At 54.8% G+C, this 25,422-nt stretch carries 21 protein-coding genes and 1 tRNA gene; 15 read left to right on the top strand and 7 right to left on the bottom strand.

What is annotated here, in order from left to right; all coding sequences use genetic code 11:
* Positions 1-37: 37 nt before the first annotated feature.
* Together IPM28_12695 and IPM28_12690 are read right to left on the bottom strand one after the other, a co-directional pair.
* Positions 38-112: transfer RNA gene (locus IPM28_12695), tRNA-Asn, on the bottom strand.
* Positions 113-197: 85 nt separating this feature from the next.
* On the bottom strand, positions 198-1,049 hold the full coding sequence (locus IPM28_12690) for a hypothetical protein (protein MBK9173838.1): 852 nt from the start codon (positions 1,047-1,049) through the stop codon (positions 198-200).
* Positions 1,050-1,232: 183 nt separating this feature from the next.
* Between IPM28_12690 and IPM28_12685 the strand changes: the two genes are divergently transcribed.
* Positions 1,233-1,661 (top strand): DUF1801 domain-containing protein, encoded by a 429-nt coding sequence (locus IPM28_12685; protein ID MBK9173837.1) that lies wholly within the window; start codon positions 1,233-1,235, stop codon positions 1,659-1,661.
* Between the two features lie 73 nt (positions 1,662-1,734).
* On the opposite strand, the gene IPM28_12680 is transcribed toward IPM28_12685, so the two are convergent.
* On the bottom strand, positions 1,735-2,985 hold the full coding sequence (locus IPM28_12680; GenBank protein ID MBK9173836.1) for an AAA family ATPase: 1,251 nt from the start codon (positions 2,983-2,985) through the stop codon (positions 1,735-1,737).
* A gap of 276 nt (positions 2,986-3,261) precedes the next feature.
* Here IPM28_12680 and guaA point away from each other — a divergent pair, with 276 nt between their 5' ends.
* The 6 genes from guaA (at position 3,262) to IPM28_12650 (ending at position 10,736) form a co-directional block, all read left to right on the top strand.
* On the top strand, positions 3,262-4,812 hold the full coding sequence (gene guaA, locus IPM28_12675) for a glutamine-hydrolyzing GMP synthase (protein MBK9173835.1): 1,551 nt from the start codon (positions 3,262-3,264) through the stop codon (positions 4,810-4,812).
* Positions 4,813-4,856: 44 nt separating this feature from the next.
* Positions 4,857-5,594: an ATP-binding cassette domain-containing protein gene (locus tag IPM28_12670; protein MBK9173834.1), complete on the top strand. Its 738-nt coding sequence runs from the start codon at positions 4,857-4,859 to the stop codon at positions 5,592-5,594.
* Between the two features lie 37 nt (positions 5,595-5,631).
* Entirely contained in the window at positions 5,632-7,200 is a 1,569-nt protein-coding gene (locus tag IPM28_12665; GenBank protein MBK9173833.1) for an amidase, read from the top strand.
* Positions 7,201-7,227: 27 nt separating this feature from the next.
* The gene (locus IPM28_12660) at positions 7,228-8,796 is read left to right on the top strand and encodes an ABC transporter permease/substrate-binding protein (GenBank protein ID MBK9173832.1); all 1,569 of its coding nucleotides are present in this window, start codon (positions 7,228-7,230) and stop codon (positions 8,794-8,796) included.
* Between the two features lie 374 nt (positions 8,797-9,170).
* Positions 9,171-10,370: a DEAD/DEAH box helicase gene (locus IPM28_12655; protein MBK9173831.1), complete on the top strand. Its 1,200-nt coding sequence runs from the start codon at positions 9,171-9,173 to the stop codon at positions 10,368-10,370.
* 15 nt (positions 10,371-10,385) lie between these two features.
* Positions 10,386-10,736: a hypothetical protein gene (locus tag IPM28_12650; GenBank protein ID MBK9173830.1), complete on the top strand. Its 351-nt coding sequence runs from the start codon at positions 10,386-10,388 to the stop codon at positions 10,734-10,736.
* A gap of 74 nt (positions 10,737-10,810) precedes the next feature.
* Here the strand turns inward: IPM28_12650 and IPM28_12645 are convergent, their stop codons facing one another.
* On the bottom strand, positions 10,811-11,161 hold the full coding sequence (locus tag IPM28_12645; protein ID MBK9173829.1) for a hypothetical protein: 351 nt from the start codon (positions 11,159-11,161) through the stop codon (positions 10,811-10,813).
* A 304-nt stretch (positions 11,162-11,465) separates the two neighbouring features.
* On the opposite strand from IPM28_12645, the gene IPM28_12640 reads away from it, so the two are divergent.
* The 6 genes from IPM28_12640 (at position 11,466) to IPM28_12615 (ending at position 20,026) form a co-directional block, all read left to right on the top strand.
* On the top strand, positions 11,466-12,119 hold the full coding sequence (locus IPM28_12640) for a TetR/AcrR family transcriptional regulator (protein MBK9173828.1): 654 nt from the start codon (positions 11,466-11,468) through the stop codon (positions 12,117-12,119).
* 43 nt (positions 12,120-12,162) lie between these two features.
* A complete protein-coding gene (locus IPM28_12635) occupies positions 12,163-13,503 on the top strand; it encodes an efflux RND transporter periplasmic adaptor subunit (protein MBK9173827.1) in 1,341 nt (446 codons plus the stop codon).
* 4 nt (positions 13,504-13,507) lie between these two features.
* Positions 13,508-13,939, top strand: a complete 432-nt coding sequence (locus tag IPM28_12630) for an SRPBCC domain-containing protein (protein MBK9173826.1) — start codon at positions 13,508-13,510, stop codon at positions 13,937-13,939.
* Between the two features lie 22 nt (positions 13,940-13,961).
* The gene (locus IPM28_12625) at positions 13,962-17,180 is read left to right on the top strand and encodes an efflux RND transporter permease subunit (GenBank protein ID MBK9173825.1); all 3,219 of its coding nucleotides are present in this window, start codon (positions 13,962-13,964) and stop codon (positions 17,178-17,180) included.
* 80 nt (positions 17,181-17,260) lie between these two features.
* Complete coding sequence (locus tag IPM28_12620; GenBank protein MBK9173824.1) at positions 17,261-19,009, top strand: TolC family protein; 1,749 nt, start codon at positions 17,261-17,263, stop codon at positions 19,007-19,009.
* Between the two features lie 30 nt (positions 19,010-19,039).
* Positions 19,040-20,026, top strand: coding sequence for an NAD(P)H-quinone oxidoreductase (locus IPM28_12615; protein MBK9173823.1), 987 nt, complete (start codon positions 19,040-19,042; stop codon positions 20,024-20,026).
* 7 nt (positions 20,027-20,033) lie between these two features.
* Here IPM28_12615 and IPM28_12610 read toward each other — a convergent pair whose 3' ends face one another.
* Complete coding sequence (locus IPM28_12610; GenBank protein MBK9173822.1) at positions 20,034-20,258, bottom strand: hypothetical protein; 225 nt, start codon at positions 20,256-20,258, stop codon at positions 20,034-20,036.
* A gap of 116 nt (positions 20,259-20,374) precedes the next feature.
* On the opposite strand from IPM28_12610, the gene IPM28_12605 reads away from it, so the two are divergent.
* Complete coding sequence (locus tag IPM28_12605) at positions 20,375-21,445, top strand: SDR family oxidoreductase (GenBank protein ID MBK9173821.1); 1,071 nt, start codon at positions 20,375-20,377, stop codon at positions 21,443-21,445.
* A 44-nt stretch (positions 21,446-21,489) separates the two neighbouring features.
* Positions 21,490-22,608: a VWA domain-containing protein gene (locus IPM28_12600; GenBank protein MBK9173820.1), complete on the top strand. Its 1,119-nt coding sequence runs from the start codon at positions 21,490-21,492 to the stop codon at positions 22,606-22,608.
* A 9-nt stretch (positions 22,609-22,617) separates the two neighbouring features.
* On the opposite strand, the gene IPM28_12595 is transcribed toward IPM28_12600, so the two are convergent.
* Both IPM28_12595 and IPM28_12590 read right to left on the bottom strand, forming a co-directional pair.
* On the bottom strand, positions 22,618-23,112 hold the full coding sequence (locus tag IPM28_12595; protein ID MBK9173819.1) for a DUF4112 domain-containing protein: 495 nt from the start codon (positions 23,110-23,112) through the stop codon (positions 22,618-22,620).
* 53 nt (positions 23,113-23,165) lie between these two features.
* Positions 23,166-25,373, bottom strand: coding sequence for a peptidylprolyl isomerase (locus IPM28_12590; protein ID MBK9173818.1), 2,208 nt, complete (start codon positions 25,371-25,373; stop codon positions 23,166-23,168).
* Positions 25,374-25,422: the final 49 nt, after the last annotated feature.

Here is a 25,422-nt window from a genome sequence, read left to right as displayed (position 1 = left end):
GGCCCGTCGTCGATGACGGGCCTTTCTGTAAAGGAATTGGCTCCGCAGGTAAGACTCGAACTTACAACCCTTCGGTTAACAGCCGAATGCTCTGCCATTGAGCTACTGCGGAATATCGCGTGCCCGAGCGACGGGCGAACATAAAGATTAGGAATTTCGCCCGTTGTTGTCAAGTTTTGCACTGCTTCGTTCGTCAATTAGAAATTCCATTTCCACGGATCGCCTAGCTTCGGCACCGTGACGGGCCACATCTTTACCATTCGTTTTCCGGCTGCTGGGGTGCAGTCCGATTCCCAAAGAACGGCGTCTTCGGTCACTTCCTGTTGTTTGTTGCCGAATTGCCTGGTCTTGTCGTCATTGATGCAGAAAGCAAGCTTAGGGTCGTCGCCCTCCCACACTTTCTTGACGGCACCGCCGAGTATGCCCGCAGTTTCGCCATAGATGTATGTTTTGTAGCGGAATTGTGCCGGAAGTCCTTGCAGCCGCCAACGTTCTGACAGATTTACGTTCGTACACTCATTCTTTTTTACGCTCCGCCAGCCTTCTGTCATGTGGTTCGTTTGTCCGAGCGCGAAAGTGATGGCGAAAAAGACCTCTTCGTCGATCGACGTGTTACAGACGCGAAGTATCTCGGCGATCGGCGATGGCGACGGTTTTGGTGTCGGCCTAACGACCGTGTGCCTGCCAGATGGTTTGACGCAACGAAGGTCGTTTTTTTCTTTATCGAAAACCTCGACCACACTGAACTCTGTAAGATCCATGAACGAACACCGGAGAACATCGATTATTCCGGGATCGAATGCAAAAACATCGTACTCGGCGACCTTTCCCTGGTCCCAAACCTGCGCCGCTCCCGGTGCAAGCGTCATACACTTCAAGGCAAACGGGTAGGTCTTATTCACATCTTTATAGAGACAAACCTTGACCGGTGTTTTGCTGCTGTTCTTGAAGGTGACGAGCTTACTGCCTGCGGCCTGCGGGCTTATGGTCGGCGGAAAAAGTAACGCTGCGATCATCATTATGAAAATGCCGAACATCCGATCTCTCATGGTCCTAAACTCCTCAAATCTTGCGCGAACTATATCACGAAACCGACGGCTTGAGATCAATTTGCTATCTGAGACCCGGGTTTGTAGCCCAGCCGCAACTAATGAACGCAAACCGTGCCGTCGCCTTGCACCTACCATTTGCGCTAGGCGACACGCGATATTTGTGAATATAATTTCTTCACTATGGCAAAGTACGAACCGAAGACCCGCGAAACGGATGCGAGCGTTGAAGATTTTTTGAACTCGATCGAAAATCCCGAACGCCGTGCGGACGGATTGCGTGTTCTCGAGATGTTCAATCGACTGACCGGACTCGAGCCGAAGATGTGGGGCCCGGCGATCGTCGGTTACGGCAGTTATGAGATCACATATTCTGACGGCCGCAAACTCGACTGGATGATGACCGGCTTTTCGCCGCGAAAGCAGAACATGACGCTTTATGTGATCTGCGGTTCGCCTAAACAGCCCGAATTGCTCGCGAAGCTTGGCAAGCATACATCGAGCGTAAGCTGCCTTTACATCAAACGGCTCTCGGACATCGACGAAAAGGTGCTCGAAAGGATCATCAAGGATGCGTTTCAGTATACAAAGAAAACCGGCGGTTCGTGTTGAAAACAAAGGGCTTGTTTGTTTCGTTTCACAACGCGGAACAAAATTTGTTTCATATGAAACAAGCTGAAACGCATTATTCATCGCCGTCCTCCTTCAATTTCAAACATCTGTTCACGGTCGCGGCCGACATTCCCAATTGCTTTGCGATCTCTCGCTGCGTATGGCCTTTCAGAGCTAGATCGACAATGCGCTTCACCAGGGCGACCCTGTCCGACTCGGATTCGCCGCGGTTCCAGCCCGCGTGCGAGCGTTCGTCGGTGTAGCCGTCAAAAGTGAAGCCGAGAAACCGGCCGGATCTTTCGATGCGAATCGCGGCGACTTCGGTTTCGATATCGCGCGCGGCCGCATTGCGGTGTTTTATGCTTTTCAGATACCTGCATTCGATGCCGCGGCTCGAAAATCCCAATGCAAAGATGCTGTCGGCAAAATTCGAGAGCATCCGTGATCCCTGAAGGTGCTCGCCCGTAATGCGCGTTCGCGAATAACGTTTGGGCGTGTGCGCCAGCACGAGGATCGAGAGGTCGAATCTGTTCTTCAAAGCGACCAGCGTTTTCATAAGCCGCAGGGCAGCCTTGGCACTCTCGACGGTAGAACTCAGCCACGTAATGTTGTCGATGATCACGATCCTGGCTTTCAGAAAGAACACCAGGTCGACCATCGAGTCGATCAGCAATTCATAATAGTCTTCGAAACCGGGCGGAAGCCGGAGCAGGTCCTGTGGCGTACAGCGGATCAGATCGGCGGGAAACAACGGCTCGTCAATGGAAGTATCGGGAGGGCCGGAGCTGTAACGTTTCTTGAAGTGCTCATCGCTCAGCTCAAAATCGAAATAAGCAACGCGCTGAGGTTCGACATCCATTTCAAAAGGCTCGAACCGCTCGCCGCCCGAGACAGCGCGTGCGATCTGCATTGCAAGTACGCTTTTTCCGCAGCCGGTGTCACCAAACAGTACGCATAGTTCACCGGAAAGCCAAAGGTCCGAGAACAGGCGGCGCAAAGGGCCGGGCCCGAGAGTCTCTTCAGCAAGAAATGCATTTGCCTGACGTGCGAGAAAAAGATTGTCGTAACGCCGAAAGTTGAGCTCGGGCAAGTGCTCTTCGGCCAATTCGCTAAGTATGTGATAGTTGGTCTTACACTCGGCGGTTACCTTTGATTCAGCCGCGAGCTTTTCGCGCTCAAGGTCAAGTATCTTTTGATGCTTCGCTGAAAGCGGCGGCGGTTTTCCCCATGTCTCATCCACATCGCCGCCGGCCAGCCACGGATACCTTTCGGCAACTTCGGGGTCCGTTTCGATTTCGTCCTCGAAATATTCCTTTTCGCTCACGCTTCGATGTTGCAACGAACCGAAGAGCATTCAAATAGCAGTTTGCGCGAAAAGCGGTGGTTTGGGAGATTTAGATGATCTGGATGGTAGTTAAGCCGCGGGTGTGACGGAGTCGCTAGGCAAGCCAGAGACTCATCGCGCGTCGAGCGGCGGAGCCGTGGGAAGAAAGGAGTATCCCCGAAGTTTCCGGTTCTGACAATCTTGAACAATCCACGTATAATCGAACCTTCATATTGCCAACCAGAGGAACCGCTGGCTGCGGCTCCTGGTTCTGACATAAGGATGCAGCACGAACTAATAATAATTCTTGATTTTGGGTCGCAGTACACGCAGTTGATCGCGCGGCGGGTGCGTGAACAGGGCGTGTATTGCGAGATCCATCCGTTTCATTTATCGGCGGATGAGATCGCCGCGAAGCGGCCGAAGGGTGTGATACTTTCGGGCGGGCCGTCGAGCGTGACGGATGAAGACGCGCCGCGGGTTGCGGCGGATTTTTATGACAAGGTGAATTCGCCGGTCCTCGGGATCTGTTACGGAATGCAGATGGTCGCGGTCGATCTGGGCGGTAGGAACGAACCGGCGGCGAAGCGCGAATACGGCCACGCAAAAGTAAAAGTGCTGAGCGGTGCGACAAAGCTCTTCAACGAACTTCCGTTCGAACTCGACGCATGGATGAGCCACGGCGACCACGTTACCGAATTGCCGCCCGGATTTCGGCAGACGGCCACGACCGGTGAGGTCGTTACGGCGATCGAGAACGACGAACGCGGCATTTACTGTGTGCAGTTTCACCCTGAGGTTTCGCATACCACTTTGGGTAAAGAGGTCCTGCGGAATTTTCTTTTCAATATCTGCGACTGCAAAGGTGACTGGACGCCGGCGAGTTTTATCAAAGAAGAGATCGAACGCATCCGCGAGACGGTCGGCCCGGATGGCAAGGTCGTTTGCGGTTTGAGCGGCGGTGTCGATTCGACGGTCGCGGCGGTGCTTGTTCACGAAGCCATCGGCGAGAGGCAGCACTGCATCTTTGTCAACAACGGATTGCTTCGGTATCGCGAATTCGAAGATACGCTGAAGGCGTATACGGACAATCTTCATCTGAACGTTGTTGGCGTCGATGCCTCTGCAGATTTTTATTCGGTGCTCGCAGGTGTCGTTGATCCCGAACAGAAACGCAAAGCGATCGGTGCAAAATTCATTGACGTTTTTGACGCGGAAGCAAAACGGATCGGTGATGTAAAGTGGCTCGTGCAAGGCACGCTTTACCCGGACGTTATCGAATCGGTCTCGCTTCGCGGTGCGTCGGTAACGATAAAATCGCACCACAACGTCGGCGGTTTGCCGGAGAAAATGAACCTCAAACTCATCGAACCGCTGCGGGAATTGTTCAAGGACGAGGTTCGTCTGATCGGCCGTGATCTCGGCATTCCGGAGACGATACTCGAACGCCATCCGTTTCCCGGCCCGGGTCTCGGCGTCCGCATCCTCGGCGATATCACGCCCGAAAAGGTCGAGCTGCTGCAGAAGGCCGATAAGATCTTTATCGAAGAGCTGCACAATTTTGGCATCTACAAAGACGTCTGGCAGGCATTCGCTGTGCTGCTGCCGATACAATCCGTTGGAGTGATGGGCGATTTTCGCACCTACGAAAAGACCGTCGCCCTTCGAGCCGTAACCTCGACCGACGGAATGACCGCCGACTGGGCCCGGCTCCCTCACGACTTTTTGGCCAAGGCCTCGTCGAGAATTACGTCGGAGGTCCGCGGGGTGAACCGCGTGGTCTATGACATATCATCGAAACCACCGAGCACGATCGAGTGGGAATGAATGTGCTTTGAATGACGAATACTCTCGTATAGACCCTCGATGCGATGCCTGATCAAAGACGACCAATAGTTGAATTTCGGGGAGTTTCGTTCGAGATCGACGGCGTACGCATCCTGAACGAGATCGATCTCAAGATCGAAAGCGGTGAGGTCGTCGTGCTCCTGGGCGAATCGGGCTGCGGCAAGACCACCACGCTGCGGTTGATCAATCGTCTTATCGAACCGACGTCCGGAAATGTATTGGTCGAAGGCAGGCCGACGACCGATTGGGACCCTATCGAGTTGAGGCGAAAAACGGGATACGTTCTTCAGGACGGCGGTCTCTTCCCGCATATGACCGCGGCCGAGAATGTCGGCATCATCTTAAGACTCGAACACTGGAGCGAAGAAAAGAAGAAGGCTCGTGTCGATGAATTGTTCGAGCTGGTCGGCCTCGCTACCGAGCGGTTTGCAGACCGGTTCCCACACGAACTCTCTGGCGGACAACGACAGCGGATCGGTGTCGCCCGAGCTTTGGCTGCCGACCCCGGACTGCTCCTGCTTGATGAACCATTCGGCGCCCTTGATCCGTTGACCCGAACGAAACTTCAGAAAGAATTCGCATCGATCGTCCTTCGGATGGGAAAGACCGCTGTTTTTGTGACCCACGATCTGCACGAAGCGATGCTGCTCGGCACGCGGATCGTGTTGATGGAAAAGGGACAGATCGTACTGAACGCCGAACCGGCAGACTTCGAGGCATCAGAGATACCGCTTGTGAGAGCGTATCTTGAAACTATTTGAGCCGCGAAACGCGCGGCAGAACGCAACGATCAAGATCATGCAAACAAAAAATACTGACAGACGGGAATTTCTCAAACACGGAACGGCCGGACTCGCCGCGATCGCTTTACTCGGCACCGAACGCAGATCGATCGCCGGAGCAATGAACAGCGATCCGTTCCCGGAGCTTGTTGAAGCCACCATCATCGGCCTGCAGGCAAAGCTTGGGTCAGGCGATCTTTCGGCACGTCTGCTAACCGAGATGTATCTCGAGCGGATCAAGCAGATCGATACAAAGACCCGCTCGGTCATCGAGATCAACCCGGACGCACTGTCGATCGCCGATCGGATGGACAGCGAACGGAAGCGCGGCAAAGTGCGTTCGCCGCTCCACGGCATCCCGATCGTGATAAAGGACAACATCGATACGGCCGATAAGATGATGACGACCGCGGGTTCGCTCGCGCTCGTCGGCGCACCCGTTCCGAAACGCGACGCCTTTGTCGTTAAGCGGCTCCGCGATGCAGGCGCCGTGATCATAGGAAAGACGAACCTCAGCGAATGGGCAAATTTTCGCGGCAATCGCTCGATCAGCGGCTGGTCAGGACGGGGCGGGCAGACGAATAATCCGTATTTCTTAGATCAGAATCCCTGCGGGTCGAGTTCTGGTTCTGGTGTCGCCCCGTCAGCAAATCTTTGTGCGGCCGCAGTCGGGACCGAGACCAACGGGTCGATAATCTGCCCGGCGGTCACGAATGGCGTCGTTGGTCTGAAGCCGACGCTCGGGCTGATCTCGCGAAGCGGCATTATCCCGATCGCACATACGCAGGATACGGCCGGGCCGATGACGCGAACCGTCGCCGACGCAGCCATAATGCTCGGAGCAATGGTCGGACGCGACCGGACGGACGCGATAACCGCTGCTGCAGTTAAGATGACGCCGAAAGACTACACCAGGGTCCTTGACGTCAACGGCCTGAAAGGAGCAAGGCTCGGGCTCGCCATGCAGTTCACGACGCGACCCGAAATAAAAGCCTATTTCGAACCGTTCATCGAAGCGTTGCGATCGGCTGGCGCGACCCTGATCGATGTGCGTTTCGAACCGAATTACGCAGATCTTTCGGCCGATCGTCTCAATGTCTTACTTTACGAATTCAAGGCCGACCTGAACAAATATCTTGCCGGACGCGGGGCGAAATATAGGTCGCTGGCAGATCTGATCAAGTTCAATGAAGATAACAAAGAAAAAGAGCTGACGCTTTTTGGGCAGGAGCTGTTCATTCAAGCACAGGAAAAGGGCGAGCTGACGGAAAAAGCATATCTTGATTCGCTGGCAAGAATAAGAAAGGCAACCCGCGAGGACGGCATCGATGCCGTTGTCGTAAAGGACAAATTAGATGCGATCGTTGCGCCAACGAGCGGAGCGGTATGGTCGATCGCCGCGGTCGCCGGTTACCCCTTCATAACCGTCCCGACCGGATTACGCGAGAACACGGCTTCGGGAATGGCATTTTTTGGCAAAGCGTTCACTGAACCTTCGCTTATCAAATACGCATACGCGTTCGAGCAGAGAACGAAAGGCCGGGTCGCTCCGAAGTTCTTGCCGACCTACCCGAAGGTATCTTAACGGCTCGTTAGTCATGGTCGATCGAGAATGGCCGATCTAATACAATTCATCCGCGATAATCTTCACGAATTGCTGGTGTTGACGCGCGAGCATGTGTTCATCGTTCTCCTTTCGACCGCAATAGCCGTAGCCGTCGGGCTGCCGTTGGGCATCGCCCTTACCCGCATCAAAAAGCTGCAAGCGCCTGTCTTGGGCATTGCGAACGTAATGCAGACGGTTCCGAGCCTGGCCTTGTTCGGTCTGCTGATCCCGCTGCCCTTCATCGGCGGCATCGGGGCCCGAACTGCGATCATTGCATTGGCACTTTACGCGCTGTTGCCCGTGATCAAGAACACCGTTACAGGCATTTCAGGGATCGACCCAAAGGTGACCGAAGCGGCAAAAGCGATCGGTATGACCGATCGGCAGCGGCTGACCCTGGTCGAACTGCCGCTCGCGATGCCCGTGATATTTACGGGAATTCGGGTAGCCGTCGTTATTTCTGTCGGCGTTGCTACAGTTGCGGCGGCGGTCGGCGCAGGCGGGCTAGGGACTTATATTTTCCGCGGATTAAGGCAAAACGACAATAACTTGCTGATCGCGGGTGCATTGGCTTCGGCTTTGCTCGCGCTGCTTTTCGACCTTGGCCTCGGGCAGATCGAGCGGTCATACGCTATGACCGACAGACCGAACCGTATGCGGCGGCGGTTCATCGGCTATGGGATCGCGGGTTTTCTGGTCGCGGCAACAGGGTTTGGTTATCTATCGGATCGATGGAACCGATCTGAAAACGCGAACTCGACAGGCGTCGAACTCCCGACCGGGCGAGGACGGATAGTGATCGGTTCAAAGGACTTTACCGAATCGGTCGTTCTTGCCGAAATTCTCGCTCAGATGCTCGAAAAGGAAGGCTTCGAAGTTGTCAGGCAGTTCGAACTCGGCGGCAATCTCGCACACGAAGGCCTGATCGCAAAGCAGATAGATGTTTATCCTGAATATACCGGAACGGCCTTTACCGCGATCCTCAAGAAAACACCGATAACCGATCCGCAGGCCGTCTATGACCAGACGAAGGCCGCATATGAAACAAATTTCGGTTTGACGCTTAGCCCGCCGCTCGGTTTCTCGAACGACTTCGCGATACTTGTTCGCGGTGAATTGGCTCGTTCACAAGGCCTCCGGACGATCACCGATGCTGTAAAGATATCGCGGGAATGGCAAGCCGGGTTCGGACAAGATTTCATGTCGCGGGCAGACGGCTATCGCGGTTTTGCGAAAGCATACGGGTTTGATTTTGCAAGGCAGCCGCGGGAAATGGATCTTTCGCTGACGTATCGGGCCTTGCGATCGGGCGAACTCGACATCATCGCCGGTAATTCCACAGACGGCCTTATTTCGGCTCTTGACCTTTTCCAACTCGAAGACGACAAACGCTTTTTTCCGCCGTACCAGGCCGTTTTCATTGCCCGCAGCGATCTTACCACGATGCTTAAGCCGACATTCGACCGGCTTGCCGATGCGATCTCGACTGAAGCGATGCGGAAGATGAACTACGAGGTCGATAGCAACAATCGCCTAACGAAAGACGTGGCGGCGGAATGGTTGGCATCGAAATAGCTTGCAACTTTCCGTAAATTGTTGTAATCTCACAATTTGATAATTCCATCACTCTTTTGTCGACGGTAATATGCCTTCATCGTGAACGGCGTTAGGATAGGAACGAGAGATGGTCCGTTAATACCTGTCAGAAGGGGCATTTGACATTGTCTTGTGCCTTCGAACGTTGGTCCTTCGCTGCAACCGTTACACCGAAAGTTTTAACCCACCGTAAGAGAACTTCTTAAATAATCACTGATGAACTGCATATGCAGAGCGCCGACATAGGTCTGCGCCAACTGTGCTTATGATGGTCGCGTGATCTGCCTTGCGAAAAAGCCGGGCATCCGCCACCAGATCGAGTTCTTCGGTGGAACTAATATAGTTAAATACAAATGAATTTTAGTGAACTTGGCTTGCAGCCGTTTTTAACGGCAAAGTGCGAGCAAATGGGTTACACCGAGCCTACACCCATCCAAAAACAGGCTATTCCGGTCATATTGGATCGCGGCGACGTCATCGGGACCGCTGAGACCGGGACCGGCAAAACGGCCGCATTCCTGCTGCCGATCCTACAGCGGCTCAATGAAAGCAAACAGCGTGGAACGTCGGTCCTGATACTGGCGCCTACCCGCGAACTGGCAAACCAGATCGATGCGGAATGCCGTAAATTCGCCCCGAAAAGCATCACCTGTGCTGCCGTGATCGGCGGTTCGAGCTACGGCAAACAGATCAAGGCGCTCGAGGGCGGCGTAAACATTCTGATCGCAACACCCGGCAGGCTGATCGACTTTATGGAGCAAGGCATGGTCAATTTCAGCAAACTGACCACGCTCGTGCTCGATGAGGCTGACCGAATGCTCGATATGGGCTTCCTGCCAGCGATCAAACGGATCGTGAAGGCTGTTCCGGCCGATCGTCAGACCCTGTTCTTTTCGGCCACGATGGCCCCGGATATCGAACGCATCGCCCGTCAGATAGTCACCGACCCGACATACGTCGAGGTAAGTGCCCGCGGCAAGGCGGCAGTTACTATCGAACAAACGGCTTATCCCGTTGCACAGCAGATGAAGATGCCGCTGCTGCTGGACCTTCTCGAAAGAGAGAATTTTGAACGTGTTCTGGTCTTTACCAGGACAAAACGCGGTGCCGACCGTATCGCACATGTTCTTGAAAAGCGATCTCACCGATCGAACCGCATCCATGGCGACCGTTCGCAATCGCAACGCGAATCGGCCCTTCGCGAGTTCAAGAACGGGCGGACACGGATCCTCGTTGCGACCGACGTTGCGGCACGCGGGATCGATATAGATTCGGTCTCACATGTGATAAACTATGATATACCGGTGGCCCCGGAAGATTACGTTCATCGTATCGGAAGGACCGGGCGGGCGGGCAATATAGGGCGAGCGATAACTCTATTTACCACCGCAGAGGAACATTCGATGCGCGATATTGAACGGTTGACCGGGCAAAGCGTCGAGCGCGTCCTGTTGCCGGATTTTGGCGGTGTCATTAGCGCACCGGTCAAGCCGGCAGCTAAATTCGTCCCGAAACGGACGTTTCGCTCGTTCGGCGGCCGCAGACGCCGGTAAAACGGAGAAAGGAATATGAAAGCTGAAAAGTATGCAGTAGGTGATTCGATCACCATGATGTGTTCGGGTTGCGATGTTGAACAGCCGCACACGATCGAGACAGTTACAAAACTTGGGAAGATCTCAAAAGCGACTTGTGACACGTGTGAGGCCGCCAGCACCTTCAATCGAGGTGTGAAAACCTCGGTCGCTGTCGGTAAGGCAAAGGCAGCCTCGCCGTATGACCGCACCCGAAAGTATAAAAAAGGCCAGGCCATGACACATTCGGTCTTTGGACATGGCGAAGTCACCGCTGTGATCGAAGCTCAGAAGATCGACGTACTATTCGGCGATAAGACACGGCGTTTGATTCACGCCCAAGAATAGATCTGGGACCAACACAAACACAAAGGCGGCCATCGAAATGGCCGCCTTTGTCGCGCGTCCTAACAGAACGACCGTTACTTTCGTCTAAGCAAAAATCCCAATACGAGGCCGATGGCTGCCGATATCAGGATCGTCTGACCGGGCTTTTGACGGGCAAATTCTTTTGCATCTTCGATCAACTCTTTCGGATCCTTGTTCTGCAATTCCTTGAACTTGTCGCTTGCCTGCGCGAATTTCTCATTTGCGAAATCGGCGGCCTTGCTTGCCGCATCCTGAAACTTCTGACCGTATTCCTGTGCCTGCATTCTTAGATCTCCTAAATACTCGTCATCATTGACGCGGTTTGAAAATTCCCCACCAACCGGAACAAGGCTCTGTTCGAGCTCTTTCTCCGCCTTTTTTACTTCCTCTTCGAATTCTGACATTTTTTCCTACTCCTTTTTGCTGCTGTTTCGATCCTATGTGCGCTGTATGGCCAGATCGGCACCGCATTTTACGCCATTTCGGATGATTCACAACATCAGACAGTTGTAACGAATTTTCTCACGAAAAGTTCGGATCAATACGAAACCATGGATCTCTCCGGAGCGAAGACATTGCCGGTAATGCCCGGAAAATGCGTCTTTTGGTCCGGGACCGAATTTTTGCTTGACATTACGATCCCGGAAATGAGAATCTACCGATTCCGAGTAAGTAAGCACTTACTTAACATTGATTTAAGGAGCAAAATTGATCAAAGACCTATTCAATTGTGACCGCGGAGGCCGAATGTCTGGCGATGAGCGGCGTGAACAGATACTGACGACAGCTGTCGAGCTTTTCTCTCGTCACGGCTTTAGCGGCACGACGACAAAGCAGATCGCGAACGCGGCGGGCGTATCTGAAGCGATGGTCTTTCGACATTTTTCGACCAAGGATGAGCTTTACGGTGCGATCCTGCACAGCAAGTCGTGCGAGGACGGGCTTCACCAATACCCTTGGGAGGGCAACGCAGAGCTTCTCAGGGCGATCGAGGAAAAGGACGATCACGCTGTCTTTTATAACTTTGCCCTCCAGGCTCTGAACAAACACGAAGCCGACGTCGGTTTCATGCGTCTCTTGTTCTATTCGGCGCTTGAGGAGCACGATCTTGCAGACCGGTTCTTCAATGAGTTCGTCTCGAAGGTCTACGATTTCATCGGCGGCTATATCGAGCGCCGGCAGGCTGACGGAGCAATGCGCGAAATGCACCCGCGGATCATTGTCCGCTCATTTCTTGGAATGCTGATCCATCACTCGCTTAACAACATTCTCTGGGACAAGAAAAAGAGGATCCTTGATATTTCGAACGAAGAGGCCGCGAAGAATTTTGCTGAGATACTGCTCCGCGGCGTACTCAAATAGTTTAGAGGGAATAATATTTTTGCTCGTTGAGCAGACGAAGACCATGAGAAATCGAATCTTACTTTTCGCGGTGATCGCATTTATATCGACCTTGTCGATGATCGCCGCCGGATGTGGTTCGCAGGCCAATTCGGCCACGAACAACTCCGCAAACAATGTGCCGACGACCATCGACATAACGACGGCGCAGGCGTCGATACAGGCGATACCGTCGTACATCGAGGCGACCGGCAACCTCGCAAGCGATGCCCAGACAGATGTGGCGCCCGCCGTCGGCGGCAAGATCGTCGAGGTGAATTTTGATATCGGCAGCTATGTGAATCAGGGCGATGTTCTCGTGCGGCTCGATTCGCGAGATGCAAATATTCGGCTCGAGCAGGCTCGGGCGCAACTTGAGCAGCAGCGACAGGCGGTTCTGCAGGCCGATGCCAACGTCGATCAGGCCCTTGCCAGCTTGCGGCAAACGCAGGCACGGCTCGGCGTAAGGGATGGCGAGACATTCCAGATCAAAGACTTTTCGCAGGTCAAATCGGTGACCGCACAGCTCGAACTCGCTGAAAAGGAACTGCGGCGGACCGAAAAGCTCCTCGAAACAGGCGACGTTTCGCGTTCGGCTTACGATCAGCGCAAATCGCAGCGCGACGCTTTGCTTGGCCAGTTGGACGAGGCTCGGTCGAATGCGGCGGTAGCCATACGTGCGATCAACACGGCTCAGGCGGCGGTCGATTCGGCAAGGGCGGCGGCGAACAGCGTTCGGGCGACCATCCGAACAAGCGAGGCCGCGATCGCACAGGCGCAAAAATCAGTGACCGATACGATCGTCTATGCTCCGATCAGCGGCTTCGTTTCTGAGCGCAATGCCGACCTCGGCGAATACATTTCGCCGAACGTTCCGAATTCGAAGATCGCGACGATCGTTAGAACTTCGACGCTCAGGGTGAAGATCGACATTCCGGAACAGACCGTCGGCAAGGTCGCGACCGGACAGGGAATATCGCTGCAAACGAGCGCCTACCCGGAACGCAGCTTTGCCGGGCGCATTGTCCGGATCGCTCCATCGGTCAATCAGCAGGCAAGGACGATGCTCGTCGAAGCGGAAGTACAGAATGTCGACGGCTTGTTGAAACCGGGACAATTCGCGACCGTTCGGATCACACAATCGAAACCTGAACCGGCGGTAATGATACCGGTGACCGCGGTGCGGACGGACGGCGACGTCAATCGGGTCTATCTGATCAAGGATGGAACGGCACGCGAGCAGATCGTTCAGCTTGGGCTGCTCGAGAACAATATGATCCAGGTAAAGAACGGGGTGGTCGAAGGCGACACCGTCGCAACGAGCAACCTTAACTTGCTCACGGACGGCGTCCTGGTAAGGCAGTGATCGTATGAAGGTGCTTTCGACCGAGATCGAGATCGCCGCCGGACGCGAGCGCGTCTGGGAGATCCTGGCCGACTTTGACCGATATCCGGAATGGAATCCGTTCGTTCGGAAGATCGAGGGTGAAAAGGTGGTTGGCGGCAGACTCACGGTTCATATCAAACCGGGCGATGGAAAGGGCATTACCCTTAAGCCCGAGATCGTACGGTTTGAGAAGCATGAGGCGTTTGTGTGGAAAGGGAAGCTGCTTATCGGCGGTCTGTTCGACGGAAAACACGAATTCCGGCTAGAGCCGATCGATAATGACACGACGCGATTCATTCATCGCGAGGAGTTTACGGGAATACTGGTGCCGATCTTGTGGCGAATGCTCGAAGAAGATACCCGAAAAGGATTCATCGAAATGAATAAGGCGCTGAAAACGGCAGCTGAGGCTTAGTTGATCTGGAGAGTTTTGATTTATGCAGTGGTTAGCAGAAGTATGTGTTAAAAGGCCCGTCTTTGCCACGATGTTGATCCTCTCGCTCGTGGTCGTCGGTGCGTTCTCTTTTCTTAGTCTCGGTGTCGATCTCTTTCCGAAGATCGATTTTCCGACGCTGACGGTCACGGTCGTAAACCCGGGAGCATCACCCGAGGAGATCGAGACCGAGATCACCGACAAGATCGAGGAAGCCGTAAATACGATAAGCGGGATCGATGAACTTCGGTCATCGTCGATCGAGGGTGTCTCGCGTGTTTTCGTACAGTTTTTGCTTGAGAAGGACGTCGAGGTCGCGTTCAACGAGGTCCAGCAGAAGGTGCAGAGCGTCATCCCGCGGCTGCCGGTTACGGCCGAACAGCCTACCGTCATAAAGCTTGACACTGATGCGGCACCGGTCCTTCGCATAACGGTGTCGGCGCCGACATCGCTTCGCGACGTAACGCAGGTCGCAAAAGACAAGATCAAGGAGCGCATCGAATCAGTAAGCGGGGTCGGCCAGATCACGCTGATAGGCGGACAAGAGCGGCAAATAAACGTCTGGGTCGATCCCGACAAGCTGCGTTCTTACAACATCACCCCGGCAGAGGTATCGAACGGCTTGCGAATTCAAAATCTCGAGTTTCCGAGCGGGCGTCTCGACGAAGGACAAAAAGAGACGGCCGTAAGGACGATGGGTAAGATCAGAAAGCCCGAAGAATTTGCGAATGTCGTGGTTGCGGCACGTGGCGAATACCAGGTAAAGGTCAGGGACATCGGCTATGTCGAAGATGGGGCGGAAGAGATCCGATCCGAAGCTCGGCTCAACGGAAAGCCTGCCGTAACGCTGATAGTCGCAAAACAATCAGGGCAGAACACGGTCGCCGTTGCACGCGAGATAAAGGAGCGATTGAAAGAGATCGAACCGACCCTGCCGCCCGGTTATGAGATGCGGATCATCGGCGACAACTCGATATTCATCGAGAACTCGGTCGCCGCGCTCGAAGAACATTTGGTCCTTGGTTCTATCTTTGCTTCGATCGTCGTATTTTTCTTTCTCTGGAGTTTTCGATCGACGTTTATCGCCGCACTCGCGATCCCGACCTCGATCATCTCGACCTTCGCATTGATGTTCGCAATGGGCTATACGCTCAACTCGATAACGATGCTCGCCCTCACGCTGATGGTCGGCATCGTGATCGACGACGCTATAGTTGTGCTCGAGAACATTTACCGTTTCGTCGAAGAAAAGGGAATGAACCCATTTCAGGCGGCGATCGAAGGAACGCGAGAGATCGGGCTCGCCGTTCTTGCGACAACGCTGTCGCTGATGGCGGTGTTTGTCCCGATCGGGTTCATGCAGGGTATCGTCGGGCGATTCATGTCAAGCTTCGGTCTGACGGCATCATTCGCCGTCGGTGTTTCGCTGATCGTGTCGTTCACACTGACGCCGATGCTTGCGGCCCGATTGATCAAAAGACCGAAAGACGAGCCGGCAGGCGACGTCGCCGAGGTCATCGAATCCGACACTGTGGTTGCGGAGCATTCGGAAACGCCGGCTCATCACGCGCACCACGACTCAAAAGAAACGGGCTGGTTCAGACATGTCCTCGATGGTTATACCGCGTTGCTCAGATTCTCAATGGCTCGCAGGTGGCTGATCGTCACGTTGTGCATTTTGGTATTTCTGTCGATCATTCCGCTTTTCACATACGTCGGTAAGAACTTTCTGCCGGTCGACGATCAGTCGCAGTTCGAGGTCTCGGTGAGGGCACCCGAGGGCTACAGCCTTGGCGCGACCTCGCTGACGCTCGAGCGGATAGCAAGCGAGATCAGAAAGCAGCCCGGCGTCACAGATACGCTTGTTACGGCCGGCGGCGGACAAGATCTCGTCGTTAATAGCGGAAGCATCTACGTAAAGCTCACAGACATTAAGGATCGAGAACGGTCGCAGGAAGAACTGATGAGCGAGACGCGTGAATTGCTCAAGCAATTTCCGGCCGAACTTCGTACCGCAGTTCAGCAGGTCGCCGCATTTTCGGGCGGCGGTTTCAGGAACGCCAACGTTCAATTTCTCATCGCGGGGCCTGACCTCAAGAAGCTCGAGGAGTACTCTTCGAAGATCATCGAGCGGATGAAAACGGTGCCCGATGCGGTTGACGTCGATTCGACCCTGATCAGCGGCAAGCCCGAACTTCAGCTCGAGATCGACCGTGAAAAGGCGTCTGACCTGGGCGTTAAGGTCGGCGACATCTCGCAGGCTCTCAACACGCTCGTTGCCGGCCAGGAAGCCACCACGTTCAACGAAGGTGCCGATCAGTTTGACGTCGTCGTCAGGGCGACGGGCAACTATCGTTCGGACATCGAGGGGCTGAAGCGAATGATCGTGCCCTCGACGAAACTTGGATGGGTCTCGCTCGACCGCCTCGTCAAGGGTATCGAGGGCACAAGCCCGAGCTCGATCGAAAGGACGAACCGCCAGCGGCAGGTAACACTGCTGGCAAACACGCGGCCCGGCGGATCGGCAACGAGCATAACCGCCGAGATCGATAAGTTCGTTAAGGAACTGAATCTTCCGGCCGGATACACGACGGGTTACGTCGGCCAATCTAAAGAGCTCGGTAAATCGCTCTACTATTTTGCTCTTGCGATCGTACTTTCGTTCATTTTCATGTACATCGTACTCGCCGCCCAGTTCGAATCGTTCATCCATCCGGTGACGATCCTGCTTACGCTTCCATTGTCGATCCCGTTCGGCATTGTCAGCCTGCTGATCGCCGGACAGACCGTAAACATCTTTTCTGGGCTGGGGCTTTTGCTCCTTTTCGGGGTTGTCAAGAAAAACGCGATCCTTCAGATCGACCATACGAACACTCTCCGTTCGCAGGGGCTTGGCCGCTATGACGCGATCATTCAGTCGAACCGCGACAGACTGCGGCCGATCTTGATGACGACCATCGCTTTGGTTGCCGGAATGATCCCTTTGATCATGTCGACAGGTGCCGGTTCGGGAACGAACCGTTCGATCGGCGTCCTTGTCGTCGGCGGTCAGTCGCTCTGTCTTTTGTTGACGCTGCTTGCCGTACCGGTCTTTTATTCGATCTTTGACGACCTCAGCGAGATGCGGCTCTTTCAGTATGTCGGACGAGCCTCAGACTGGCTCTTCGGCGGTATTCGACGGCGGTTTTCGCAGGCTACGAGTTCGCTGTTCGGCAAATCGTAATGCATCATTCGGTTTCACTTTTTGTGAAACGCTGAGACTGCACGACGACCAATGCCGTGCCCGATCAGCCACTTAATTTTATGTTAGCGCGATCATTCATTTTATTGATTCTTGTAGCATTCTGTGGCGGAGCGTCGGCCTTTGGCCAGACCGAACCGCCGTCGCCAGTAGCTTCCCCGACGCCATTCGGTCGCGATAAGGCCGGCGTTGCGCCGGATGAGGTAAAGGGTGTCCCTCAGATCGCACCGAATTTCAAAACCGACGACCGTTCGCTGCCAGACCTTGGCCGCGTCGGGGTTGAAATGACCGATCAGCGGCCGATGACGGTGCGCGAGGCGATAGCACTTGCGCTGGACAACAACAAGGACATCGAGGTGACCCGAAAGAACGTGAAGATAGCCGAGTTTGACCTGCAATCGGCCCGCGGTTTTTTCCAGCCTCGGCTGACCGGCCAAACCGCTTATGAACGTGCGACGGCGCCGAACGTAAGTATCTTTAGCTCCAACCAGAACACGACCACCGGTTCGCTGGTCGGCAACGCGGCCCTGCAGGGCTACGTCCCGAGTTTCGGAACGGTCTTGACCGCAAACGTCAGCAATCAGCGATTGACCTCAAATAACCCGATCTCGATCCTGAGCCCGCAGTACAATGCGAGCATTGGTTTCACTGTCACGCAGCCGCTGCTTAGAGGACGCGGGTTTGACCAGGGCCGCCGAAGCATCGAGATCGCCAAGCGTAACCTCTCGCTAACCGACGCACAGTTCAGGCAGCGGTCGATCGAGATAATCACGAGTGTTCAGAGGGCATATTGGGACCTTACCTTTGCGCTGCGAAACCTGCAGGTTCAGCGTGATGCGGTCCGCGACGCGAAAGATCAGCTCGAGCATAATCGGCGGCTGGTTGAGGAAGGCCAGCTTGCGCCTATCGACATCGTCGCATCGGAGACGCAGGTCGCGAATTTCGAACAGGCGGTCTACGATGCGCTGAATACCGTCACACAGACCGAGAACGCTCTGAAAAACCTTATTTCTCCGAACAGATACGATCGTGTCTGGGCCGAATCGATAACACCCGTCGATCCGGTGGACCTCAAGGCACCATCGACGACCCTGGTCGAGGCGATCGAGGCTGCGATGCAAAATCGTCCTGAACTCGAGCTGAATAAGGTGCAGAAAGATATAAACGAAGTTGATAGAAAGTTCTACAAGAATCAAAGCAAGCCGCAGATCGATCTCGTTGCCAGCTATACATCGTCGGGTGTCGGCGGCAGCCAGAATCCGGATTTCAATCCGAGTTTCCCGACACCCTGTTCGACCGATCCGAATTCGCCAGCGTGTCAGCAGCAGCAGGCGAACCTTGAACTCTTGACCGGCAATCCCTACAACGGTATCTTTCGCAACAAATACCCGACATTCCGGATCGGTGTCCAATTCAACCTGCCGCTTTTTGGTGATAAGACGGCTAAGGCGCAATTGGGTCGATCGCTCGTCGAAGGTGAACGGATCGAGACACAGCGTGAACAGTTGGAGCAAAATATCCAGGTTGACGTTCGTAACGCTATCCAATCTGTGAGAACGGCAGAAGCACGGCTTCGCGCCGCGTCAGTTGCCCGCGAAAACAATGCGAAGCAGTACGAATCAGAACAGCGCAAGCTGGACGCGGGCCAATCGGACGTTTACAAGGTACTCGAACGTCAGACCGCGCTGACAAACGCTCGAAGCGGCGAACTGCGTGCACAGACCGAACTCAACAAAGCGATAGCCGACCTGCAGCGCGCGACCGGGAATTCGCTCAAGGCAAATGACGTTGTCACGATGCTCAGGCGTTGACGACCCATTTGGCCGCGACCACTGACCAGAATGAAGGCCGTGTTCATAACAGATCTTGGCGACGGCGCGGGACTTGAGATCCGCGAAGTGGCCGATCCGCCGCCGCCCTCCGGATCGGAGGTCTTGTTGCGTGTAAAGGCCGCGGGCGTTAACCGCGCCGACCTGATCCAGAAAAAGGGGCTATATCCTCCGCCGCCCGGATTTTCGCCGAACATCCCGGGGCTCGAATTTGCGGGCGAGGTGGCAGCGGTTGGTCCGGATGTAAAGGGGCTTTCGATCGGCGATCGTGTTTTCGGGATCACGGCCGGCGAGGGACAGGCCGAATATCTGACGGTCGATCATTCACTCGTCGCAAAGATCCCTGAAGATCTTTCGTTTTCGGAGGCGGCGGCCATCCCTGAGGCGTTTGTCACGGCTCACGATGCAGTGGTAACCCAAGCGGGACTTTCGCGAGGTGAGACCCTTTTGATCCATGCGGTCGGGTCGGGCGTTGGCCTTGCCGCACTCCAGATCGGAAAAGCGATCGGTGCGACCGTTTTAGGAACGTCGCGCTCCGACGAAAAGCTTCAACGCTGCCGGGAGTTCGGGCTCGGTAAGGGAATCGATACAAGCATCGCAAGTGATTTCACGGAGAGTGTCTTCAGCGCGACCGGAGGCCGCGGATCGGATGTGATATTGGACCTGGTCGGTGCGTCTTATTTCGAGCAAAACCTGAAATGCCTCGCACCGAAAGGCCGACTGATGCTTGTCGGCCTGACCGGCGGCCGAAGAGCCGAGTTCGACCTCGGGGTCGCCCTGGCAAAACGGTTGACGATCAAGGGAACCGTTCTTCGTTCTCGTTCGGCCGAAGAAAAGGCATCTGCGATGAAAGGTTTCGAATCGGACATCGTTCCTCTCTTTGCGTCGGGCACTATCCGCCCGAATCTCGACCGGGTGTTTTCGTTTGACGAGGTTGAAAGGGCCTACAGCTATCTTGAGTCTAACGAGAGCTTTGGAAAGGTCGTTTTGGAATGGTGAATGGACGCTAGTGCTTGGCGCGTTCGGCGGCATCGATCGTGACTATGCAAAGTCCGGCAACGCCTTCTTTGTTTAGCTTTTCGATCAACTCGCTCGCTTCGGCATAAGAAACGCCCGAAGATTCGACCCGGTCGAAAGAGATGACGGCCCAAAGCGGCTCATCAAGTTCGGACATCACGGCGGCTTTCAACCCTCCGTTCGATGTGCTTGAATTTGTCTCGCTTTCGGTCATCATGGTTCAGATGCTGTAACCGAACACTTTAGCATAGATTTCCACAGGTGGAAATAATTTCACGACCGTGATGCCTGACACTCTTTAAGCCCCGCTCTTTTGATAAGTTAGTAGAAATGAGCTTTTCTGAGACAGTTTTCTTGACCGGCTTTCCCGGGTTTATCGCCGAGCGGCTCGTCGCGCGGCTTGCTCGTTCAGACGTACAGTTCTTTCTGCTCGTCCAGCCGAAGTTCGTCGAAACGGCGACAAAGGCCGTCGAACGGATCGCGAACGATATGAACGTTCCGCTTGAGAACTTCGCATTGGTCACAGGTGATATTTCATTGCCTGATCTGGGCGTTTCGGCAGACGATCTCGAGATCATTCGAGATGAAACGACGGAAATTTACCATCTTGCCGCCGTTTACGACCTCGCGGTTGATAAAGAGGTCGCGTACAAGGTCAATCTGCAAGGCACGCGTAACGTAAACGATCTCGCACGCTCAGCCGGCCGCCTCCGAAGGTATAACTACATCTCGACCTGTTACGTTGCCGGCAAACGGCTCGGGCAGATACTCGAAACCGATCTCGTCCACGATGCCGGATTTCGGAATCATTACGAGGAAACGAAATACCTTGCCGAAATAGAGGTAGAGAAACTAAAGGAAGAGCTGCCGGTTACGATCTTTCGGCCGGCGGTCGTGGTCGGCGATTCGAAAACCGGCGAAACCGCAAAGTACGATGGCATTTATTATCTGATCCACTATATTCGAAAGGCGCCGTCTTTGCTGCGGTTCGTGAATGTCGGCAACGATAAGGTCCGGCTTAATCTGGTGCCGGTAGATTTTGTTGTCGAAGGTATCGCAGAACTTGCACGTGACGAAGCAGCGGTCGGCAAAACGGTCGCTCTCGCCGACCCCGATCCGCTGACGACGGCCGAGCTCTTTGACGCGATCTCGGCTTCATTCACCGGGAAATTCTCGGTCATTCATCCGCCTGCGGCATTGGTGGAATGGTCGCTGATGCTGGGGATCACGCCGAAGCTCACCGGCCTGCCGCATTCAGGCGTGCCATACTTCTTTATCGAACAGGAATACGACACCGCCGTCGCTGACGAACTGCTCGAAGCCCACGGTATAGAATGTCCGGACTTTCGTGATTACGTCGGTCATCTGATCCGATTTGTAAACACACATCCCGATCTCTGAATTGCGGAGCAAACGAAAACGGCGACCCGGCATCTCACCTCAATATGACCTTGGGTTCGAATCGACTTATCTCTTGCGTTGCTTTGCTGTTCACGCTTGGCGTTGCGTTGGCCAGCGGCCAGAGCGGGCGGGCACGACCGACTCCGACACCGACCCCGGAAGACACACCTGTCCGTATTGAAACCGAAGAGATTAAGATCAACGTGCTCGCGTACGGCGATGACGGCAAATTCATCAACGATGTCCGGCCCGAAGATCTTGTGATAACCGAAAACGACATTCTGCATCAGGCGACGAGCCTTCGGCGGATACCTGCCAGCGTGCTGATAGTGATGGATACCGGCGGCGAATTGCGGTGGGTAAAGTCGCTCGATCAAACCCGAAAGGCGGCCGCCGCACTCGTCAGCGGACTGCGGGCGGAAGATTCGGTGGCGATACTTCAATATTCTGACCGGCCCGAGATCGTTTCGGAATGGACGACCGACCGTGATGCGACAATCGCTGCTATCGGCCGGACGAAATTCGGCTTGCGGTCGGCGTTCCTACAGGCAATAAAGCTCGCCGCCGAGATGCTGACGCGTGACGAGGTCGACAACCGGCATTTGGTGTTGATCACGGATGGGACCGACAGCCTCGCAAACTCGCTCGAGCGTGTGAACGCCTTTCGCGAACTTCTTTCAACCGACATCAACGTTCATGTCGTCAGCTACACAAGACTCGAGCTTGCCGATATAGAACCGCGGACGAAAGCGATCTCGAAAACGCCGCCGCCGCGTGCGATGCCGCCCGAAGTTGCGGCCCAGCTTCCGAACGGCGCACGCGATGCAGCTACGGCCCCGAAGATCGGCCCGACGATCAGCCTTGACCGCAAACACCTCGAAACGATGAGGCGTAGAAAGGCAGACCTCGAAGCGGCCGAAGAGGCCCTCACGTTACTCACCGAAAACACGAATGGTTCGATGATCGTCCCGGAAACAAAGGAAGAGATGATCGAAAAGACCGCAGCCATCGCCCGCGTCATAGACGGCAGCTATGTCTTGACGTATACGCCAAAGATCTCGTTCGCCGAGAAGCCGGGTGAACGGACGATCACTGTTACATCACGCCGTCCTGGTCTTGTCGTCGAGGCAAAACGGAAGCTGGTCGTCAAAAGCGGACGGTGATTCTTTTGCTCAGATATTCCCGGTCACGATCTCCCAGATCATCGCCCAGATGATGTAAACACTTACGAAGATGGTTGATGCCAGAAGCAGAATAAGAAAACCGATGATGGCAAAAACAAAGATATAGTCGCTGGTCGTTCCTGTCCCGTGTCCGCGGGCGCGTTCGCGGATCAGGTCCATATTTTGTTTGTTGGATTTCCAAAAGAAATCGAATGCATCGCCGACGAACGGAACCATCCCGACCACGTAATCCAACCCGATGTTGAACGCCATCCGCAGCAGCGTGATCTTCGGCACGCCATAACGCACACCCGCGAGCAGAATATAGAACGACGGAAACATCGTCAGCGTATCGCCGACGTTTGGTATCAAACCGATGATCGAATCGAGCCCAAACCGCCATCCTGTAAACGGTATCTTGAACAGACCGTCAAGGTAATGAGCAAGGTTATCGAGGCCTTCCTCGACCTTGACTCGCCGGCGCTCAAGTTCTAGGTCGTTCATTCGAATGCTGATCCATCTGGCCGAAAAACGACCGTAAAGAAGGTTTTGGTCACCTACCGCCCCACGATCCGCACGCTGACGATCTTGTCGCCGCGGACAATTTTATCTACGACTTTCATCCCCGTTTCGTTCACTCGACCGAAGACGGTGTAGCCGCCGTCGAGGTGGGGTTGAGGTGAGTGGGTCACGAACCATTGCGAGCCGCCGGTGTCCTTGCCGCTCAGGGCCATGCCGACGGCGCCGCGTTCGTAGCGGACCATATTGACCTCACACCGGATCGACCAGCCCGGCCCGCCGTTTCCGTCACCGCGCGGATCGCCATCCTGCATCACAAAATTCGGTACGACACGATGGACCTCAAGCCCGTTGAAGTAACCGGCCCGGGCAAGCTTCACAAAATTGTCCACCGTCAGCGGAGCATCTTCGGGCAGCAGATCGATCGTAAAGGTCCCTTTCTGAGTCGTTAAAACAGCACGGATACTACCGTTTCGCCGCGCCGCGGCACGCTGATAATCGCGTTCGGCATTCAAGATCTGGCCGAGCTTCGTGTGGACCCCGCCCCAGGGAAGGACCTGGTCCTTCATTTCTTTTCGGGCATTTCGTACGGCAGTTTCGATAACCGGAAATTCCTTTTGCAGCTCTTTATCTCCGAGTATTTCAAAGCCTTTTTTTCTCACGAGATAGTCTTGAGCATTTATCGCGCCAATGAAAACGTTGATGCCTTCCCTTTTGTCGAGCTTATACAATGCGTCGAGGATAGCGAGCTGTACATCGTTATATTCCGTATCGGTCACGAGAGAAACTTCGTATGCGGCCTCTAACGCATCTATTATCTTTTTCGATGCGGGCAATTCGGAAAGTAGTTCTGCGGCCGCGGCCCGCGTAAAAAGATCCTTTTCCTTTTCGCGATTATCCAGCGCTTCAAGCAGGACGTCTTCAAGATCGGAGGTTTTGAATCGCGCGAAGGCTCTTAGCACGTCCGGAGCAGCTTTCATTTTGTCGCCTTCAGCCGCCGGGTCGGCGTCGGCAAATGCTTTTGCGAGCGGACGAAAAACGCCAGGTGCTTCCAACTTCATCGCCTTGCCGACTTCGCTCGTCGGTTCGATCGCCGCAAATTCACCGCCGATCTGCGCGAGAGTGCGGTACTGCTTCCAGCTGACCAAATCTGGCGTCGAACCGTCGCCCCGTTTCGGCCCAATGCGGATACGTGCGACGTAAACTTCAGGCGTATGACCCTTGTCGGTCTTGCCGAAATCGCTGAACAGCGTATCGGCACGTGCATTATCCGTGTTCGCAAGAATACGGCCAAGAGCCGTTGCCACCTCGATGAACTCGTTGAGTTCGGTCGGCATGAAGTTCGGCTTTTTCGCCTTTGAATAGGCCTGAAGCAACGCCTCGCCCCGCGAAAGCAGCGGCTCGGCGGCTTTCTGGTCACGCAGGGTTGCAAGCGAGCGAATTGCAGAAACACGGACACGGGAATCAACATCAGCGGTCGCGGCCCTGATCAGCAGATCGACGGCTTCTTTGTCTTCTGCCGCACCGAGAAGCCTTGCCGCGTTCGCTCTAACGATCGCATTCGTATTCGTCTCGAGAAGGTCGCGTGCGTCGCGGTTAGCGTTCTTTGCACGCAGCCGTGCGAGCGTGTTCAGTGCATCGCTTACCACGCCGGGATCGGTATGGCGCAGGAAGAATCGCACATTTTCCTCAACCCCCGTGGGCCGTGCACGCAGGGCAGCGGTCAGAGCTAGCCGCGTTGTCTCGATCGACGTCTGCTGCTCTTTTTCCGCGGCTAAAATGAACTTTATCGCTTCGCCTAGAGTTTTTGACCTCTCATCCTGTGCATTCGCAGCCGCGATCTTACCGGCCGCTTCCACCAGACGCCCGCGGACGTTCGCTTTTTCAGCTCCCGGCATCTGAGCCCGGGCAGTCTCGCCTAACGCGATCCTGATCGCATTCGCCGCCTCGATCGATTCCGTTTCGCCAAGCGCGAACGCCGCCATTTCACGCACCTTTTCCGACCGATCGCCCAGCAGCCTGACCAAAGCGGGAACTGCCGCCGCATTGCCGATCCGGCCCGCCGCAAGCGCCGCCCGGATTCGTACCTGCTCGCTTGGGCTTTTTAGAAGACCTTCGAGTGTAGCGTCAAATCGTCGGGCGTCTTCTGCCTTCAGGATCGCAATTTGGGTTGAGACCGGTATTTGGGTAAAGGCGGCGCCGGCGAGTGACAACGAGCACAAAAGTGCGGCAATGGCAGATCTCATTTGTTTTTTGAATCCTCACGAGTGATGGCAGCTGCAGAGTGAGCTTCGA

It is taken from the genome of Chloracidobacterium sp., from assembly GCA_016716305.1.
In the GTDB taxonomy this organism is placed as follows: Bacteria; Acidobacteriota; Blastocatellia; order Pyrinomonadales; family Pyrinomonadaceae; genus OLB17.
The sequence above is the reverse complement of the archived record's forward strand: the minus strand, read 5'-3'. Positions and strand labels throughout refer to the sequence as shown.